Raw genomic sequence first — 17,809 nt, 5'->3', positions numbered from 1 at the left:
CGGCAATTCTGGGAGGCCTCTTTGCAGTGTGCCTTTGGGGAAATGCCGGACACAGAATGGAACCGCTGCCAGCTTTCCCCCCCCTGCTCAACGGTGCTGCCAACACCCGAAACACTGGTTACAGACTAGGAACCCCCCTATGCTACCTCCTTCGTTAGCGCAGCAAGTGGCAGTCCTCGGCCTTGGTCACATTCAGCGGCACTTATTCCTCTGTGCCGATCAAACAAAACCCCTCTGCTGTGAGAAGGCGGTGGGTTTAGAGGCATGGGAGTACTTAAAAAGACGCCTCAAGGACTTGGGCTTGGATCAACCGCGCCCAGAGGGCTGTATTTTTCGCACCAAGGCCAATTGCCTGCGGGTGTGCCAACGCGGGCCGATTTTAGTGGTGTATCCCGATGGGGTATGGTATCACTCGGCAACACCGGCGGTTATTGAGCGGGTGATTCAGGAGCATGTGCTGGGGGGGCAGCTCGTTCAGGAGTATCTACTGGCGTCACCATCGCCCGAAAGAGCAGGCGATCGCCCCACCAATAGCCCACATGGGTAATGCGCACGGGTGTACCTGCCGCTAAGGGGGCGCGATCGCTCTGGTGCTGGCGCGGATCAAAGGGGACACAGTCTCCCACTTCACCAATCCTCTTGACACCCCACAGTTCTAGGAGTTGAAACACCGGCTTGACCAGGGGCAAAATCCGTTGGGCGGGGGCAGTGGGGTTTTGGTGAGCAGCGTAGGCAGCAGTCGGCCAGAAACGCAGAAACGGCTCAAGAATCTGTAGGGCTTGGTGCTGGAGTGCCGCTTCAGAGACCGCTTCGCCATAGAACCATTGAAAGAATTCTGCAGGTCGCATCCCCAGCACTTGGGCAAGGTGTTCCAAGGTCTCAAGGCGCAAGCGGTGTAGTTCGCCTAACCAAATCGCATTGGCTTGCTGTCGCGTGAATCCCCTACGGCGCAGTTGACTTTTGCGGGTAATGCCGGCCATCGCAAGGCGGGCTTGCAGACGCTGGCTCATGGCTCTAGCTCTAGTCGCTGCCCTGTGTTGGCGTCAAAAAAGTGCAGATACTGCGGATCAGGGCGCAAATGCAGGCGATCGCCCCGACGAATGGGCTGTTGCCCCGGCAAGCGCACCCGCAAGGTTTCCCCTGTTGCCATTAGGTGCACTGCTAGCCCCGTTTCATGGCCTAGGGCTTCCACCAGATCCACTTGAACAGGGAATGCACCGACTTCTTCAGCTGTGGCCAACGCAAAATGTTCAGGACGAATCCCCAACCACACCTGCGATGCCGAGGGGAAAGGCTGGCTCAAGGGCAACTGCCAGTTGTGGTACTGGATCTTCCCTTGGCTAAGGGTGACGGCTAAAAAATTCATCGGCGGTGAGCCGATAAACTCGGCAACAAAACGGTTGGCCGGGCGTTGATATAGGTCTAGAGGGGTGGCAATTTGTTGAATTCTGCCTTGATGGAGCACGACAATGCGATCGCCCATGGTCATTGCTTCCGTTTGATCGTGGGTCACATAGATTGTCGTAATGCCCAATTGCTGCTGAAGTTGGACAATTTGGCTGCGGGTTTCGGTGCGCAGCTTGGCATCGAGGTTTGAGAGGGGTTCATCCATCAAAAAGACCTGTGGGTTGCGGGCCATGGCGCGTCCTAGAGCCACCCGCTGTTTTTGACCACCGGAGAGCTGTTTGGGATAGCGATTCAGCAGGGAATCAAGTTGTAGCATCTCGGCAATCTGCATCACCCGCCGGTGAATTGCCCGCTCGCGGGGAAAGGAGAGTTGCAGTGGTTGAGGGAGCGATCGCGTCCAGCGGGTCAGCGTTGCTTCCAGCGGTGCAGGTAGAACCCCCTTCAATTGGGTAGTGCGGCGCAGACCAAAGGCCAAATTGTCATAGACCGTCAGGTGGGGATAGAGGGCATAGCTTTGAAAGACCATAGCAATATCCCGCGCTTTAGGCGGCAAGCCATTGACTAGGCGATCGCCTACCCAAATCCTGCCCGTGGTTGGTTCATCCAAACCGGCAATCAGCCGCAGCAGCGTACTCTTGCCACACCCTGAAGGCCCCACCAGTACTAAAAACTCGCCCGCAGCGATACTTAGATCGATGCCCTTGAGCACTGTGACATCATGGCCGCGCTGGGAGTCGCGATAGACCTTGGTCAGTTGTTCAAGGCGTACACCCGTCACGATGCTGTCCTCAAGAGCCTAACAGGCTAGAATCCCACACCGGGGCTAATCTGACAAGGTGCCTAGGCAAGGTGCAGATTTAGAACTGAGCGGGGGGCGCGGCGTACCCGTGCCCGAATTGTCGGCAGTCCGAGACGTTGACAGGCTTCGTAGCGATGACAGCCTGAAAAACCGTAGTATTGGCCTTCGACTTCCAGCACTTCAATGGGTTCCTGCTGGCCAATTTCCGCAATTGAGGCCATGAGTGCCTCTACTTTGGCGGGATCCGTTTGCCGCAGGAGGGGACGGCGAATGGCAGTGAGGGGCAAATCTAACACGCGCATCGGCTTATCCAAACTCGTTATGAGTTTATTTTAGCAACTTGTCCACGACTGTCAACAAAATTCCCTTGAATCACGTCCTAACTTTGCAGTATGAAGGTAGGGGTGAACTTTTAGCTGTTGGTTGTGCAGTTTACACAGGGTTTTCTATGGGTTTGCAACGTCGCCGCTTCCTGACCCTTGCTGCCGCCGGGGTGGGGACAGTTCTCTTTCCCCAAGGATTGCAACTGCTTTACCAGCGGGCAGCTCAAGGGCAGCCCATTGCCGCGCGAGGGTTTGGCCCCCTCATAAAAGACCCTAGGGGGCTGTTGGATTTGCCAGCGGGGTTTCAGTATCGCGTCTTCTCCAAGCTGGGCGATCGCCTAAGTGATGGCACCCCCGTCCCCGCCCTCCACGATGGCATGGCCGCCTTCCCCGGCCCCAATGGCACTACCATTCTTGTGCGCAACCATGAAATGTACCCTGGCCTTCCCCGTGCCTTTCAGGCGGTCGTGGCTCCCAAAGACAGAATGTATGACCCCCTTGCCCCCGGTGGTACCACCACCCTAGTGATCAGCAAAGATCGGCAACTCCTAAAGCATTACGTTTCCTTGGCGGGAACCTCGCGCAACTGTGGGGGCGGCAAAACCCCTTGGGGGAGTTGGATTAGCTGTGAGGAAACCACGGCCACCCCAGCCCAGCCGGGTCAGCACGGCCCTGTGCAAAAACGCCATGGCTATGCCTTTGAAGTCCCCTTCTCCGCTGCCGGTCCGGTGAACCCCGTGCCTCTAAAAGCCATGGGTCGCTTTCAGCGGGAGGCGATCGCCATCGATCCAAAAACACATATCGTCTATCAGACAGAGGATCGGGGGGACAGTCTCTTCTACCGCTTTATTCCCAAAGAACCGCGAAACCTTGCTGCTGGTGGTGAGCTACAGGCACTGAAAATTAAAGGCGCTCCTAAACTCAACACAGGTCAAGGCTTTCCCCGCCGCCGACCGGTTGAAGTGGAGTGGGTTCCCATTCCCGATCCCGATCCCGCCACAGATACCGTGCGCTACCAAGGCTATGAGAAGGGTGCTGCCCGATTTGTGCGCAGCGAAGGCCTCTGCTATGCCAACGGCGCCTTTTACTTTACAGCCACCAGTGGCGGGCAAAAGCAGCTGGGGCAAATCTGGTGTTATCGTCCTAGCCGCACCTCAACAGAGGGTGGTACGATTGAACTACTTGTCGAGTCTCCGGGTAAAGACGTTCTTGATTGTCCCGATAACTTGACAATGGCTCCCTGGGGAGATCTCATTTGCTGTGAAGATGGTAACGATGGCACCAATCGCCTCGTCGGGATCACGCCCCAAGGACGGCTTTACACCCTTGCCCGCAATGCCTTCAATGACCAAGAACTCGCAGGGATTTGCTTTTCACCCGATGGCCAAACCCTGTTTGTCAATCTCTACCATCCGGGGATGACCTTTGCCATCTGGGGGCCTTGGGATCGGCGGGGCTAATGCCCAAAGCAAAAGGGAGCCAAGGATGACCTGACTCCCTCAAAGTTTTTCTACTAAATCAATTCAACCCAGTGTCATTTCTGCCTCAGCTCAGCGCCACATGGGAGCGATCGTAGATAGCACCAAACATTGGGTTAATTTTTCCTTGGATTTGGTTCCAGTAGTGAGCCCCTTGGATTTGGTTCCAGTAGTGAGCCGCTGTCACAGGCATGCCGATTGCTCCTGCCATACGGGCAAGGAGGGTTTGTTCACGGCTTTTAATCATCACATGATGTGCCCTCGCCAAGGAGCGAGCCATGTCGTTGACCGTTGCCGTCATGGGCACAGAAGCCACACTATCGGCCAAGCGAGCAGCGGGAACGCCTGCAGGCTGTTTGCCTTTTTGATACTTGACCCCACGGTAGGTCATGATTTTTAAGGAGTCCTCGGGAGGATGCGTCTCAGCCGCCACACGATAGGTGCTACCGCGATACTTAGCTACGACATCCGTAGCTTGGGTGTTGATTCCTGGAGGAACGTAGTTGTATTGGACGCCGCGATAAGTAAGAGTAGTCATAATTTTCGCCCCATTTTGAATACAAAGTGAACTGCCTGAGGCGCGTTCCTTCGGGAGCTGTTTCCCTACTTCCGTCCCTCGTGGACAATTACACTCAGTCTGCGGAGCCTTTACTGAGGTCTTGCGAGGGATGAACGATTGATTTCTGTATCTAATTTAACAATTTCTCGATCTTAAAGCAAGCTGTTCATCGAAATTTACAATCCCTAAGTCACGGCTCTCCTAAGAAGGTCATGGGCTGAAAAAACAAAAAGGCCAATCCGACGGATTGACCCAATTGAACAATTCTTGACCGTTTGTCGAAGAGTCGCTTTAGGCCTCTGCTAGAGGATAGACACTCACCCGCTTGCGATTTTTGCCATAGCGCTCAAACCTGACCACACCCGCAATCGTCGCAAAAAGAGTGTCATCACTGCCGCGACCGACATTGACTCCAGGGTGAAACTTTGTCCCCCGCTGCCGTACAAGAATATGACCCGCTTTTACCACTTCACCACCAAAGCGCTTGACGCCTAGACGCTGGGCGTTTGAGTCGCGACCGTTGCGTGTGCTACCGGTTCCTTTCTTGTGTGCCATGTTAACCTCCTAGGGATTCACCGTTAAGACGAATCTCGTTGATCATGATGCGGGTGAGTTCTTGGCGATGGCCTTGTTTTTTGCGGGTTTTCTTTTTCGGACGCATTTTATAAACAATCACCTTAGGGCCACGCCGATGCTCCATCACCGTACCCGAGACAACCGCGCCACTGACGTAGGGTTGACCCACGTAAACTTGGCTATCGGTTTGCACCAACAACACCCGTTCTAAATCTATTGTGCTCTCCGGCTCGACGGGGAGCCGCTCCACATCGTAAAATCGCCCGGCTTCAACGCGCAGTTGCTTGCCACCGGTCTCAATGATTGCGTATGCCATAGAAACTAAAAAACTCCTTGCCGTGCAGGTGAGGGGATGCGTGCCTCTTGGAAAACCTGTTCCGTGCAAACTCAACAGCTCTCCATCATAAAATTTATACCCTATGGCTGTCAAACCCCTAGCCGACCAAAGGCAAACTGCCTGTTGAACGACGGATTCATTCCCGCATAGCCAACGTGCGCCGCGACTTTTTGCCCAAGACCTCGACCGCCATCCGCAAAAACCCCGCGATGGTGTGTATCGAGGACTCGCAGGTGCAGAGGCAGGGACACTGGAGCAGCCGGGCAGATACGTTCGGGTCAAGTCTATCCTCGATCAGAGCTGGTTCGAGTTCCGCCGCTAACCGGACTGCAAGCTGGCCTCGCGGGGCGGCTGGTTGGTGGTGGTGCCACCCCAGAACACGAGTCGCACCTGTCCGCGCCGTGGTCATGTGTCAGCGGGCAACCGCCAAACAAAAGCTTGGTTTTTGGGCGTGGCATGGGGTTTTGAGGACAACGCCGATTGGCTCGGCGCATCAACCTCCCGTCTTGCGGGAGGGAACCCATATGGCCTGTGGATCGAACTGCGTGGGCGGTGGGAAGCGGGAACTTCTTCGGCCTATCGCTACGCGGGGGCAAGCTAACAGGCCGGGGAGGATGTCAAGCAACTGAAAGAACGCCCAACTCTTCGAGCGTCTCCGTTCAGTCTTGTTTCGAGGCTTTTGGTTTGTGCGCCCACGGATACCCGTCAAGTTTTGCTTATTATCGCTGGTTTGATTGCCCCATTGACTAGAGTTGCAAGCATCGGCAAGTGCCTTCAACCACTCCTCGAGTTTGAGGGACTGTTCAGGGGTTGGCGGAAATTTACAAGTCAGTGTCAGAGTTTGTTTCCTGTTAAGGTGTGTTAAGGTTATATCACGTATGACTGCGACTAAAGTCGCCGAGTTCTGTTTCCTCCCAGGTCTAAAGACGCTGGACTTCCAAACTTTGACCTCTGTGAATGACCATGACAGCCACGGTAAAGGTCGAACATCTGAAGAAATCCTACGGTGCCATTACAGCAGTGGCCGATGTCTCGTTTACAGCCTATCAAGGGGAAATTTTTGGGGTGTTGGGCCCGAATGGCTCAGGGAAAACGACAACGCTGCGCTGTCTGTGCACCCTCTCGCGTCCGGATGCTGGGGTATTGGAAGTCTGTGGCTTTTCAGTTCTCCACCAACCCCATTTAGTGCGCCAAAAATTAGGTTATGTGGCTCAGGAGGTGGCTCTCGATAAAATCCTCACGGGTCAGGAATTTTTAGAATTGCAGGCGGCACTGTACCACATTCCCCGTGCCCTGATTCCAGAGCGGATTGAGGCGGTGTTGACGCGCTTGGATCTCCTAGAATGGCGCGATCGCCAGTGTGGTACCTACTCCGGGGGCATTCGCAAGCGCTTTGATCTCGCGGCAGGGCTGCTGCATCAACCCCAGGTGCTGGTCTTGGATGAACCCACCGTAGGCCTCGATATTGAAAGTCGCCAAGTAATCTGGGATGTGCTGCGGGACCTTAAAGCCCAGGGACTGACGATTATCTTGACCAGCCACTACCTTGAGGAAGTGGATCTCCTCAGCGATCGCTTAGTGATTCTAGATCGGGGACGGGTGATTGCCAGCGGTTCGCCAGAGGAACTCAAGGCCAATATCGGTGGCGATCGCGTCACGCTGCGGGTGCGGGAATTTACCCCCCGTCAAGAGGCGCAAAGGGCACAGGCCCTCTTAAGTCAATTGGACTGCGTGAAATCGGCATTGATTAATGCCAACCAGGGCAATTCTTTGAATCTGGTGGTTACAGATGCTGCTATGGCGATTCCAGCCATTAGGACAACCCTAGAGGAAGCAGGACTCCCCCTCTTTAGCTTGGCGCAATCCCGCCCCAGCCTAGACGATGTCTATTTGGCGGCGACGGGGCAAACCCTCTTGGATGCGGACTTGGCGGCAGCAGCGCAGCGGGACAGCAAACAGTTGAAAAAAGAGGTAATGCAGCGCTAATGGGGCAGCCGATTCTCTGGGTTCATGGAGACTGCCTTGATCCCAAGGCGCCGATCTTTAACCGCTATCCCAACGCGCCGGCCATTTTTGTCTGGGACGTAGGATTACTGAAGGAGTGGCAAATTCGCCTGAAGCGGCTGGTGTTTCTCTATGAGTGCCTGCTGGATCTACCGGTGGAAATGTACCGTGGCGAGGTGGCTCCTTTGGTGAATGCCTTTGTTGAGGTGCACGGGGGCGATCGCGTGGTAACCATGGCCAGCCCGAGTCCGCGCTTTCGCGCCATTTGCCAGCAATTGGCGTATCCGCTGGAGATTCTAGAGCCAGACCCCTTTGTGACATTACCTGCCGATGCCGATTTGAAGCGATTCTTTCGCTATTGGAAGTTGGCGAAACCCCGTTTGGGGCTATAGAACATGTTGGCGATCGCCCGCCCCTTTGAAAAAATACCTTGGCAGCCGCGATTCTCCCGGTTGGATCGCTATATCCTGCGGGAGATGATTCGTCCCTTTGTCTTTGGGTTTGGCATTTTTACGGCGATCGCTGCTGTGATTGGTACGGTGTTCTACCTCATTCGCAATATGGTGGAGCACAACCTGGGGATTCTCAGTGCCCTGCAAGTCTTTTTTCTGCGCTTGCCCACCTTTGCGGTTCTAGGGATTCCCATGGCGACGCTCTTTGGTTCACTCCTTGCCTATAGTCAACTGTCGCGCCGCAGTGAACTGATTGCCTGCAAAAGCTGTGGTATTAGCCCCGTGCGGCTTGTGCGGCCGGCAGTGGTGGCAGGGTTTGCGGCCTTGGTTTTTACCTTTGCCCTCAATGAACTCGTGGCTCCCCCGCTGGCCTACCGCGCCATCCAGACCTTGGAAGTTGCCATTCAACACCCCCGGCCCAGGTTTCAGACCCGCAATATCTTCTACCGTCGTTTTGCCGGAGGGCAGCTTCAGCAACTCTTTTTTGCCCATCATTTTGACGGCAAAGTCATGGGTCAAGTGACAATCCTGAACTTTGAGCAGGGACAACTGCGGGAAATTATTACGGCTCAGGAAGCCCAGTGGCAAGGCACTGCCTGGCTGTTTCGGCAGGGAACCTACCACCACCTAACGGGCGATCGCGACTATGACGTGGCCGAGACTTTTGCAGAACGACGGTTTGCCTACCCGCGCACCCCCATAGATCTGGCGATGGAAACGCGGGCACCGGAGTTCATGACCAGCCGCGAAATTTATCAGTACTTACAATTTTTGGCGGAAAGTGGCGATGCTAAACGGTTGCGGCAGTGGCGGGTACAGTTGCAGGAAAAGCTCTCTCTTCCGTTTCTGTGTCTTAGTTTTGCGGTTGTCGGGGCCGTTTTGGGCATCAGTTCTCCTCGCCAAGCCCAGGGGCGAGCCTTTGGACTAAGCGTGGCAATCATTTTTGGCTATTACGTGGCTGCCTTTATTTTCACCGCCTTTGGCGAAGGGGGAGCCGTTCACCCCATCGTTGCCAGTTGGCTGCCCAAGGTTGTCGTCAGCGCGATCGCCCTTGGCATGCTCTACCATGCCAATCGCCACTAGTAGGGAATCTGCCAATAGCGACAGGCCGCCTGGGCAAGGGTCATCACACCCACGGGAATGGCCTGTTCGTCCACATCAAACGCTGGATGATGCAAGGGATAGTTGGGGCGATCGCGAAACCCCACGCCAAGGCGAAACATGGCGCCAGGGGCATGTTCAAGGTAGAGGGCAAAATCTTCTGCCCCCAAGGAGGGTTCCGACAAAATATGCACATGGGAAGCGCCTACGACCTCGGTTGCCGCCTCCGCCAGGAGTTGGGACAGATAAGACGTATTTTCTATGCCCGGCACGCCCCGCCGATAGTGGAGTTGATAGCGAGCACCGTAGGCATGGCACACATTGGCCACAATTTGCTCAATCCACTGGGGCAGGGTGGCACGGGTCTCCGGGTGGAGCGATCGCACCGTCCCCTGTAGTGTCACCTCATCGGCAATGATATTGGCTGCCCGGCCCCCTTGAATTTTGCCAAAGGTGAGCACCACCGGTCGCAGCGGGTTTTGGGTGCGGCTGATTGCCTGTTGTAGAGCGCTAATCACTTGAGCGGCAATCCAAATGGCATCCACTGCTTCATGGGGGCGAGCACCATGGCCGGATTCCCCCAAGATCGTTAACTCAATGTCATCGGCTGCTGCCGTCAAAGCCCCATAGCGCACCGCCACATCCCCCGCCGGCAGAGTCGGAAAAACATGGAGCGACAGAATCGCACTCACCTCTTTCATAGCGCCATCGGCAATCATCCAACTCGCCCCTTGGGCAATTTCTTCCGCAGGCTGGAAAATAAATCGCACTCGGCCGGGGAACTCCTCCTTGAGAGCCGCTAACACCATGGCAGTGCCCAGACCCACGGTGGTGTGAACATCGTGACCGCAGGCGTGCATCACCCCTGCATGCTTTGAGCTAAACTCCAGTCCCGTGCGCTCTTGGATAGGTAGGGCATCCATATCGGTGCGAATGGCCAGCAAGCGGTTCTCCTTGGGATTTCCCACCAGTTCGGCAACCACGCCCACTTTGCCCACATCCTGCTGGACACTTAAGCCTGCGGAGGAAAGCACCCCCGCCACATAGGCGGCAGTCTGATGTTCTTGGCCACTCAATTCAGGGTAGCGGTGCAGATGGCGACGAATTTCAATGAGACGGGGGGTGAGACTTTGGGTAATCTGGCGAATGCGAGCAAGCATACCGAGGCCGTGGCGATATTTTTGTATCCTATCGAATCGGAGGGGAAGAATTTAGCTTGACCACTCCTGATAGGGATGCTCTGCTAGATAGGCATTGGTATAGCGCGGGTCGTCGGTTACCTCGCGGCCAATCCAAGGGGGCAATGTCAGGGGGTAGTCAGCACGGGGCAATTCAATTTCTGCCAAAATCAGGCCGGCGGAGGCGCCGGCAAATTCATCAATTTCCCAGCACAGATCACCCGCTGGGATGTGATAGCGGCTTTTCTCGATGATCGGTTGCAGGCATAATTCGCCAAGGAGTTCCCTGGCGTCAACAGTGGGGATGGCATACTCATACTCACGGCGTTGGCCGCCGCTGGCTTTGCCCTTAATCGTGATCCACGCTTCGTTACCGGCAAGACGCACGCGCACGGTACGCTCAGGAACTGTTGACAGGTAGCCCTGGGCAAAGTGGAACACACTGGTGGCAAGGGATCGCCAGTCCTCACCTATGACCAGAAACTTGCGCTCAATTTCAATGCCCATTCTTGCTCCCACCACCTAGACTGCTGTGGTAAAGGAACCGTGAAGCCCGTAGGGAATGTGGTGTTTTAAGCGCAACCGAGCCACTGGCCCCGCACTGATGGCGGCGGCATCAAAGATGAGTAACTGCGACCGATGGCAACTGGCATCATAAACCACCTGCAAGAGCCAACCCTCCTCTTCCCCCTGGGCACCCTGCCAGAGGAAGTCCCCCCTTTGTAGCCCCCTAGGGACAAAGGTTGGCTCACTAACAAAGCCGCGCGGAGCGGCTGACCAAAACTGTTCCTCGCCCGTCTGGCGATCGCGCCGCCACAACGCCTGTAGAGGCCCATTGATTTTGGGATCATGCCCTGCTGCCAAATAGGTGTAGCGATAGGGCTGTCCTACCTTGGCCGGATGCACCACCGGAAATTCACAGGGGCGATCGCTGGCCACCTGCCAATCCACAGCCTTGGTTTTCAAATTCAACTGGATACGCCACAGGAGACTGGCGGGCAGGGCGGCAAAATTCACTTCCCGAAAATCCTGCCCCGGCTCCAAATTGGGAAAGTGACTGTAGGCAACAGACTCTAGGTGAATCTCATCCCCCGCTTCATAGGCATTGGCGTGGTGAAAGACAAAACAAGCAGGCATCGTCAGCATTTGGGGGGCACCGCCGCGGCGGGGCAGGAGCCAAACCCGCGTGGCATCCTTGGCATTGAATTGCAGACATTGGGCAGCGCCCCGCAGTCCCAAGAGATAGGGCAGGGGATTAAACTGCACGGGATTTTGAAAGACGATGGCGTAGTTGGGGGTGAGGGCAAAGTCGTGGATAAAGGCAAACCCCGGAATCTGAAACACCGGCTGCGAGACGCACTGACCCTTGGCATCAAACTCATAGAGCGTAATGCGGGTGCTGAGGCCGGGCTTAACGCCAAAGTTCACTAGCCGCTGCGTCTGGGGATCCAAGCGGGGATGGGCGGCAAAGGCATCCCCCTCTTTAAGAAGCCCCCCTAGGGTATCAGTTCCAAAGGTTTCGAGGGTCACTGGATCCAAGCAATGGGGCAAACCGGCTTCCCAAAGAGCCAGTAATTTCCCCCCCCAATAGACCACATGGGTATTGGCAATGTTTTTGACACGGGTATCCAGGAAATTAGCCAACCATCCCCCCGGCTTTTGGGTGCCAAAGACACCGCGATAGAGGAGGCGGTTTGCCCTTTCCTCCGCCAAAAATCCGGCGGTGCGCACGTAGCGATTACGAAAATGCACCCGTCCGTTCTCAAAGCGAAAGGCACAGATCATGCCGTCGCCATCAAAGGGATGAGCTAGGGGTACCCCCCCGCGTTCCAGCAGTCCAGGGCCATTGCGGTAGAAGGTTCCCACAAGATCCCTAGGCACTGTGCCTTCGACATCCTCAATCCAATAGTCATACTCTTGGGTGAGGGAGACGGTTCCCCCCCGCCAATCTGCCATGGTGTAGGGGCGATCTAAAACTTCAGTCATGGGACACTTGGCTCCAATTCAACACTGACAGAGGAGGGAGAGACGGGCGCCGGTAACTGCTGGGGCAACCAGTTCAGGAGGGGCAGGGGCAAGAGGGTACTCAGGTTAGTGATTAGAACCAAAAGCCACAGGCGATCGAAGTTGTGCTCAGTAATCCCCAGCCAATGGGTCAGGAGTGCCCCCAACTCATGGGAGACTAAGTTCGCAAGGTTACTGATCGACATCAGGAGGGCAAAGAGGGTAGCCTCAATTCCCGCTGGACACAGCCGAGCCGCAAGAACCAGAACGGGCATAAAGGCAATCTGTCCCATCACCGCCAGAATAAGGCTATCCCCCAGGCTAAACCACTGATCACTAATTCCCCATTGGCGATTGAGGTGGGTAACCAAAATCAGGCTAGAGAGGCCCAAAAGGGCGGAAAGAACCGTACTCCAGAAAAAGATCGTGCGCAGGGGCAACGTTTTTAAGTACCGCTGGAAAATCCACACCCCCAAGAGGGAGGCAATGCTGGTTACAAGGCGCACCCGTCCTAGAAACTCCGCCTCAAAGCCCAATTCATTGGTGGTAAAGAAAAAGAAGGCCGATTCTGAGCTAGGAGTCGCCTGCCAAAGAAAGAGGAAAGCCACCGGCAGCCAGATCTGTTTTTGCATCATGGCTTGGCGCACGTGGTTGATGTGCTCCCAAGTTTGCTTCAGTTGCGGGCGGGTTGTGACCCGTGCTTCAGCGATCGCCCACGCCACCCCCGACACCAGCAGCGGGAAAAAAGCCGTAATCTGAAACACTGTGCGCGGACTAAACCATTCCAACAGTTGGCCACTGAAGTAGGCCGTAAGAATGCCGCCCACCGCCGTCGCTGCCCAGCTTAGGGATTGCAGTGTCCCCATCTCAGCGGGGGATTCTTGGCGTGCCCGCTCAACCACAAGGGAATCCACAATCACGTCGCTGAGGGCGATCGCGATCGACGCTGCCAGAATTGCTGCCGTTGCCTGCCAAGGGGTAGCCACCCACGTCCCCAAGCTCAACCACGCTCCACAGCCCAACAGGCCAGAGAGGACAAGATAGGAGCGGCGGCGGAATCCCAAAAGCGGCAGGCTATCAGAAATGAGGCCAAACACCGGTTTAATTACCCAAGGGAGCGCAGCCACTCCCATCAGGGCCGCCACTGCCGCCGGCGACAGTCCCAACTCATCCTTAAAGAAAAAGCTAATGGCTAGCCGTGCTAAGCCCAAGACCCCTTGGACAAAATACACCAGCAAAATGGCAAAGAGTTCACCGCTGGGTTCCTGACCAAAAAGCAGTGTCTCCTTGAGCACCTGAAACCAGCGTTGAGGTTGCGAAGGTTGAACTAACATTACTAAATGTTAAGCAACAGCATTGCCTCTATCATATCTAGGCAAGCTGAAAATTGCTAACACTGGCGATCGCCGTTGACCCCCACAAGAGCAGGGGAGACTATTGCACTTGTTGGGCGACCTCCAGTTGATCAAGGCGCAGCCAGACAGGGGGAGTGGGCACCGGAAATTTAATCTGCGCATAGTCACCGCGGATCTCCACCACCTCACCCCGCCCCTCAAACAGATAGGGGGGATAGCGACGATCACTGGCCAAGGCTTCAAGACTGTTGGCTAACTTTTCCGCAACGACCTTTACCAAATCTCCCTTCTTAATCGCCATAGCCACCTCCACAGAAATCGTTCCCCATTGTAGGAGATTCCCCAATGGGTTTGAACCACAAACGACAGGTTACCGCTAAACTACGCTTAAACGGTGCACCGCAGGAAGTCTTGTATGGCGTGTATTCCAGTGATTCTATCGGGGGGAGCAGGGAGTCGCCTTTGGCCATTATCGCGCCAAGCCCATCCCAAGCAGTTTATGCGTTTAACTGCGGCGGGGCAGAGTCTGCTGCAACAAACCTGGCAACGCTTGCAGGGGTTCCCCCAACTTCAACCCCCCGTCGTGGTGGCCAATGAAGCCCATCGTTTTCTTGTGGCAGAACAATTGCAAGAGCTGGGCGTGACACCAACGCGCATTTTGCTGGAACCCTTGGGACGGAATACAGCTCCTGCGATTACTCTTGCTGCTCTTTATGTCACAGAAGTCCTCGCCACCGATCCTATTCTTTTGGTGCTCCCCGCAGATCATTTAATTCAGGACGTGGCCGCTTTTCAGCAGGGGCTACAACGGGGACTGTTACCCGCAGCCAAGGACTGGTTGGTGACGTTTGGCATTGCTCCCACCTGTGCGCACACAGGCTATGGCTATATTCGGCGCGGCGAGGCTCTCAGTGATCCCCACGCCTATCGAGTGGCAGAATTCGTAGAAAAACCCGATCTGCTCACAGCAGAGACCTATTTAGCGGACGGCCATTACTTTTGGAATAGCGGCATGTTTCTCTTCCGTGCCCAAAGTTTCTTGGCGGAATTGGCGCAGCAGCAGCCGGAGATTTTACACTATTGCCGCTTGGCGCTGCGGGAGGCTCGCGAGGATCTGGACTTTATCCGCGTCGCCAAAGATCCTTTCAGCCAGTGTCCTAGTCTATCGGTGGACTATGGGGTGATGGAGAAAACCCAGAAGGCAGCGGTCGTGCCCCTTGAGTGCGGCTGGAGTGATGTGGGGTCTTGGTCGAGTTTGTGGGAGGTGACCCCCAAGGATGAATTGGGCAACAGTTGCCAGGGGGATGTCCTCACCTATAGCACTAAGGATTGCTTTGTCCACAGTCAGCACCGCTTGGTGGCTTTACTGGGGGTCGAAAACCTGATTGTGGTGGAAACTGCCGATGCTGTGCTCATTGCCCATCGGGAGGCAGCACAACAGGTCAAACAAGTGGTAGAGCAACTGCAAGCCCAACAGCGCAGTGAGGCCTACAATCACCGTGTGGTCTATCGCCCTTGGGGACACTACGACTCTATTGATAGGGGGCATCGCTTTCAAGTGAAACGGATTACAGTTAAGCCGGGGGCGAGTCTTTCGCTGCAACAACACCATCACCGCGCCGAGCATTGGGTTGTGGTCAGTGGTACGGCAGAAGTCACCTGCAATGGGAAGACCTTTTTGCTGACGGAGAACGAGTCCACCTATATTCCTGTGGGAGCTGTGCACCGTTTGGCCAATCCGGGGAAAATTCCCCTTGAAATAATTGAAGTACAGTCAGGGGCGTATCTTGGTGAGGATGATATTGTTCGTTTTGAGGATTCCTATGGTCGAGAGACCTAAAAATGGTAGGGGGACAACCCCTAGACGGCCAACCAAGCGATCGCTACCCCCAGGGCAGAACCCACAATAACTTGAATGGGGGTGTGCCCCAATAACTCCTTGAGACGGGCTTCTGCCAATTCATGCCCATCTTGGAAAAATTCATTGACAATTTGATTGAGAATGCGGGCTTGTTTACCGGCCGCTTGGCGCACCCCGGCCGCATCGTACATGACAATACAGGCAAAGACCACGGCGATCGCAAACTCAATGCTATCCCAACCCCGCTGCAGTCCTACCCCAGTTGCCAGAGCAGTGACAAGGGCAGAGTGGGAACTGGGCATGCCTCCCGTTTCCACCAGCACGCGAAAATTAAGCTTGCGGTGTTTGGCAATGTCAATCAGTAGCTTCAGCATTTGAGCGATCGCGCTGGCAGCAAGGGCGACCCAGAGGACATGATTAGCCAGTAGCTCACGGAGACCGTCCATCATGGTTACGGACAAGGACAAACTCTGCGCCCATCCTAACCCACTTCGGGATCGTTAATGACTACGGCTGGTAATGTAGTCGGCGATCGCCTGTAAGGGAACGGCAGCGGCTCCATACACTGCCAACTCCGCTTTTGCTTCTGCCACCAAGCGCTCCGCCTCTTGGCGGGATTTTTCCAGACCCCACAGGCGGGGGTAGGTCACTTTCTGGGCAGCTGCATCCTTGCCGGCGGTTTTCCCCAAAACATCGCGGGTGGAAGTAATGTCCAAAATATCATCCACAATCTGGAACGCCAAGCCAATATTTGACGCATAGCGGGACAGCCGGGCGACGTCAGATTCATTTGCTCCCGTCAGCAATGCCCCAGAAACCACAGCAGCCTCCAGGAGTGCCCCCGTTTTGTGGGAGTGGATAAAATGCAGTGTCTCTAGATCAATGTCAGAGCGCCCTTCACACTCTAAGTCCACCACTTGACCGCCCACGAGTCCCGTGGCTGCCACTGCATGCCCCAACCGCGCGACAATTTTCAGCAGATACTCCGCTGGCACGTTTTTCGTTCGTTCCACAAGATATTCAAAGGCATAGGCCAGTAAGCCATCCCCCGCCAGAATGGCAATATCTTCCCCATAGACCTTGTGATTTGTGGGCTTGCCGCGACGGTAGTCGTCATTGTCCATGGCCGGCAAGTCATCGTGGATGAGGGACATGGTGTGGATCATCTCTAGGGCACAGGCGGTGGGCATGGCCATTTCCACCGTGCCCCCCATCAGTTCACAGGTGGCCAAACAGAGAATCGGGCGCAGCCGCTTGCCCCCTGCCATCAGGGAATAGCGCATGGCATGGTAAATTTTTTCTGGATAGGCGATCGGAATGGCAGCTTCGAGGGCAGCTTCCACTAGGGCTTGGCGTTCCTTGAGATAGGCCTTGAGATCAAACGTGCCGGCGGAGTGGACTTGGAGGGGATTGGCGGAAATCATAAATCTCTCCTCAGGGTGCGGACGGCATAGGGGTCAACGCAAGCAGGGGCTTGTGCCAGTTGTGGCGGCGACAATAGCTCCATACAGTATTGTGCAACAACATGGCAACGGTCATCGGACCGACACCCCCCGGAACGGGGGTAATATGACTCGCTACAGCACAGGCAGCCCCATAGTCCACATCGCCCCAGAGACTCGGTTTGCCGTCGGGACCTTGAATGCGATTAATCCCGACATCAATGACCACTGCTCCTGGCCGGATCATGTCAGCAGTAATGCGGCGCGGCTGTCCCATCGCGGTTACTAAAATCTCTGCATTGCGGGTGACTGTGGCCAGATCAGGGGTGCGCGAGTGGGCAATTGTCACCGTGGCATTGGCCGTGAGTAACATCAGCGCTAGGGGCTTGCCGACCAGAATACTGCGGCCTACGACCACTGCCGAGCGACCCGCCACTTCAATGCCATAGGCGGCTAAAAGCTGCATCACTCCCGCCGGCGTACAACTGCGCAGTCCCGGTTCATCGCGCACCAAGCGACCCAAGTTTTCTGGGTGTAGGCCGTCCACATCTTTATCGGGATGAATGGCATACAGGAGGGGACGGGGATCAAGGTGGGGGGGCAGGGGCAGTTGCAAGAGAATGCCGTCCACCCGTTCGTCTTGATTTAGCTCGGTGATTTTTGCCAAGAGCGCGGCTTCGGTGATTGTAGCCGGCAAATGGGCACCGAAAGACTGAATCCCGACGCGGCGGCAGGCCTGTTCTTTGGCACGGACATAAACCGCACTGGCAGGATCATCGCCAACCCGCAATACAGCTAACCCCGGCGATCGCCCCCACTGGGCTTGCCATGTTCGCACATGCTCAGCCAACTGACGTTCAATAGATTGGGCTAAGGATTTGCCATCAAGGCAGATAGCAGAAGTTGCACCCAAAGGACACCTGCGTATCAATC

Annotated in this window: 20 protein-coding genes, 1 pseudogene and 1 riboswitch; of the genes and pseudogenes, 7 read left to right on the top strand and 14 right to left on the bottom strand. The window is 55.6% G+C overall.

Annotation, left to right across the window (positions count from 1 at the left end):
* The first annotated feature begins 139 nt into the window (after positions 1-139).
* Complete coding sequence (locus tag Q0683_RS02655; protein ID WP_298615948.1) at positions 140-547, top strand: ferredoxin; 408 nt, start codon at positions 140-142, stop codon at positions 545-547.
* Here the strand turns inward: Q0683_RS02655 and Q0683_RS02650 are convergent.
* The 3 genes from Q0683_RS02650 to Q0683_RS02640 all read right to left on the bottom strand — a co-directional run bounded on the left by Q0683_RS02650 (position 429) and on the right by Q0683_RS02640 (position 2,508).
* Positions 429-1,010, bottom strand: coding sequence for a helix-turn-helix domain-containing protein (locus tag Q0683_RS02650; RefSeq protein ID WP_298615950.1), 582 nt, complete (start codon positions 1,008-1,010; stop codon positions 429-431). The two genes, Q0683_RS02655 and Q0683_RS02650, sit on opposite strands and share 119 nt — an antisense overlap.
* Complete coding sequence (locus Q0683_RS02645; protein ID WP_366142449.1) at positions 1,007-2,185, bottom strand: ABC transporter ATP-binding protein; 1,179 nt, start codon at positions 2,183-2,185, stop codon at positions 1,007-1,009. The genes Q0683_RS02650 and Q0683_RS02645 overlap by 4 nt, the downstream gene beginning before the upstream one ends.
* A gap of 62 nt (positions 2,186-2,247) precedes the next feature.
* On the bottom strand, positions 2,248-2,508 hold the full coding sequence (locus Q0683_RS02640) for a sulfiredoxin (RefSeq protein WP_298615952.1): 261 nt from the start codon (positions 2,506-2,508) through the stop codon (positions 2,248-2,250).
* Between the two features lie 146 nt (positions 2,509-2,654).
* Between Q0683_RS02640 and Q0683_RS02635 the strand changes: the two genes are divergently transcribed.
* Positions 2,655-3,989: an alkaline phosphatase PhoX gene (locus tag Q0683_RS02635; protein WP_298617738.1), complete on the top strand. Its 1,335-nt coding sequence runs from the start codon at positions 2,655-2,657 to the stop codon at positions 3,987-3,989.
* A gap of 85 nt (positions 3,990-4,074) precedes the next feature.
* Here Q0683_RS02635 and Q0683_RS02630 read toward each other — a convergent pair whose 3' ends face one another.
* From Q0683_RS02630 to rplU, 3 genes are all read right to left on the bottom strand, one after another.
* A complete protein-coding gene (locus tag Q0683_RS02630) occupies positions 4,075-4,545 on the bottom strand; it encodes a DUF4278 domain-containing protein (protein WP_298976162.1) in 471 nt (156 codons plus the stop codon).
* 39 nt (positions 4,546-4,584) lie between these two features.
* Positions 4,585-4,684, bottom strand: a riboswitch (Glutamine riboswitch).
* Between the two features lie 173 nt (positions 4,685-4,857).
* On the bottom strand, positions 4,858-5,121 hold the full coding sequence (gene rpmA, locus Q0683_RS02625) for a 50S ribosomal protein L27 (RefSeq protein WP_298615959.1): 264 nt from the start codon (positions 5,119-5,121) through the stop codon (positions 4,858-4,860).
* 1 nt (position 5,122) lies between these two features.
* The gene (gene rplU, locus Q0683_RS02620) at positions 5,123-5,458 is read right to left on the bottom strand and encodes a 50S ribosomal protein L21 (RefSeq protein WP_298615961.1); all 336 of its coding nucleotides are present in this window, start codon (positions 5,456-5,458) and stop codon (positions 5,123-5,125) included.
* 149 nt (positions 5,459-5,607) lie between these two features.
* Here rplU and Q0683_RS11015 point away from each other — a divergent pair.
* The 4 genes and pseudogenes from Q0683_RS11015 to Q0683_RS02600 all read left to right on the top strand — a co-directional run.
* Positions 5,608-6,080 (top strand): annotated as a pseudogene (locus Q0683_RS11015) (transposase); the annotation flags it as partial.
* Between the two features lie 362 nt (positions 6,081-6,442).
* Positions 6,443-7,465, top strand: coding sequence for an ATP-binding cassette domain-containing protein (locus Q0683_RS02610; RefSeq protein ID WP_298976181.1), 1,023 nt, complete (start codon positions 6,443-6,445; stop codon positions 7,463-7,465).
* Positions 7,465-7,875 (top strand): hypothetical protein, encoded by a 411-nt coding sequence (locus Q0683_RS02605; protein ID WP_298613864.1) that lies wholly within the window; start codon positions 7,465-7,467, stop codon positions 7,873-7,875. Before Q0683_RS02610 ends, Q0683_RS02605 begins: the two co-directional genes overlap by 1 nt.
* Positions 7,876-7,878: 3 nt before the next feature.
* Positions 7,879-9,018 carry an LptF/LptG family permease gene (locus Q0683_RS02600; RefSeq protein ID WP_298613866.1) on the top strand — a complete coding sequence of 380 codons (1,140 nt, stop codon included), beginning with the start codon at positions 7,879-7,881 and terminating at the stop codon, positions 9,016-9,018.
* On the opposite strand, the gene Q0683_RS02595 is transcribed toward Q0683_RS02600, so the two are convergent.
* From Q0683_RS02595 to ndhO, 5 genes are all read right to left on the bottom strand, one after another.
* A complete protein-coding gene (locus tag Q0683_RS02595) occupies positions 9,015-10,196 on the bottom strand; it encodes a M20 family metallopeptidase (protein WP_298613868.1) in 1,182 nt (393 codons plus the stop codon). The genes Q0683_RS02600 and Q0683_RS02595 overlap by 4 nt on opposite strands.
* A gap of 51 nt (positions 10,197-10,247) precedes the next feature.
* Positions 10,248-10,721 carry a CYTH domain-containing protein gene (locus tag Q0683_RS02590; protein ID WP_298613870.1) on the bottom strand — a complete coding sequence of 158 codons (474 nt, stop codon included), beginning with the start codon at positions 10,719-10,721 and terminating at the stop codon, positions 10,248-10,250.
* 15 nt (positions 10,722-10,736) lie between these two features.
* Complete coding sequence (locus Q0683_RS02585; RefSeq protein ID WP_298613871.1) at positions 10,737-12,200, bottom strand: carotenoid oxygenase family protein; 1,464 nt, start codon at positions 12,198-12,200, stop codon at positions 10,737-10,739.
* Positions 12,197-13,552 (bottom strand): folate/biopterin family MFS transporter, encoded by a 1,356-nt coding sequence (locus tag Q0683_RS02580; protein ID WP_298976156.1) that lies wholly within the window; start codon positions 13,550-13,552, stop codon positions 12,197-12,199. The genes Q0683_RS02585 and Q0683_RS02580 overlap by 4 nt, the downstream gene beginning before the upstream one ends.
* 100 nt (positions 13,553-13,652) lie before the next feature.
* Positions 13,653-13,874, bottom strand: a complete 222-nt coding sequence (gene ndhO, locus Q0683_RS02575; RefSeq protein ID WP_298613875.1) for a photosynthetic/respiratory NAD(P)H-quinone oxidoreductase subunit O — start codon at positions 13,872-13,874, stop codon at positions 13,653-13,655.
* Positions 13,875-13,988: 114 nt separating this feature from the next.
* On the opposite strand from ndhO, the gene Q0683_RS02570 reads away from it, so the two are divergent.
* Positions 13,989-15,413 carry a mannose-1-phosphate guanylyltransferase/mannose-6-phosphate isomerase gene (locus Q0683_RS02570; protein WP_298613877.1) on the top strand — a complete coding sequence of 475 codons (1,425 nt, stop codon included), beginning with the start codon at positions 13,989-13,991 and terminating at the stop codon, positions 15,411-15,413.
* Positions 15,414-15,433: 20 nt separating this feature from the next.
* Here the strand turns inward: Q0683_RS02570 and Q0683_RS02565 are convergent, their stop codons facing one another.
* The 3 genes from Q0683_RS02565 to folD are packed head-to-tail and all read right to left on the bottom strand — an operon-like array spanning position 15,434 to position 17,789.
* Positions 15,434-15,880 (bottom strand): divergent PAP2 family protein, encoded by a 447-nt coding sequence (locus Q0683_RS02565; protein WP_366142718.1) that lies wholly within the window; start codon positions 15,878-15,880, stop codon positions 15,434-15,436.
* Between the two features lie 54 nt (positions 15,881-15,934).
* On the bottom strand, positions 15,935-16,858 hold the full coding sequence (gene crtE / locus Q0683_RS02560) for a geranylgeranyl diphosphate synthase CrtE (RefSeq protein WP_298613881.1): 924 nt from the start codon (positions 16,856-16,858) through the stop codon (positions 15,935-15,937).
* Between the two features lie 10 nt (positions 16,859-16,868).
* On the bottom strand, positions 16,869-17,789 hold the full coding sequence (folD, locus tag Q0683_RS02555) for a bifunctional methylenetetrahydrofolate dehydrogenase/methenyltetrahydrofolate cyclohydrolase FolD (RefSeq protein ID WP_298613883.1): 921 nt from the start codon (positions 17,787-17,789) through the stop codon (positions 16,869-16,871).
* Between the last annotated feature and the right edge of the window lie 20 nt (positions 17,790-17,809).

The sequence above is a fragment of the uncultured Thermosynechococcus sp. genome, from assembly GCF_938074695.1.
Classification (GTDB): domain Bacteria; phylum Cyanobacteriota; class Cyanobacteriia; order Thermosynechococcales; family Thermosynechococcaceae; genus Thermosynechococcus.
This window is presented reverse-complemented; position numbering and strand designations above follow the sequence as displayed.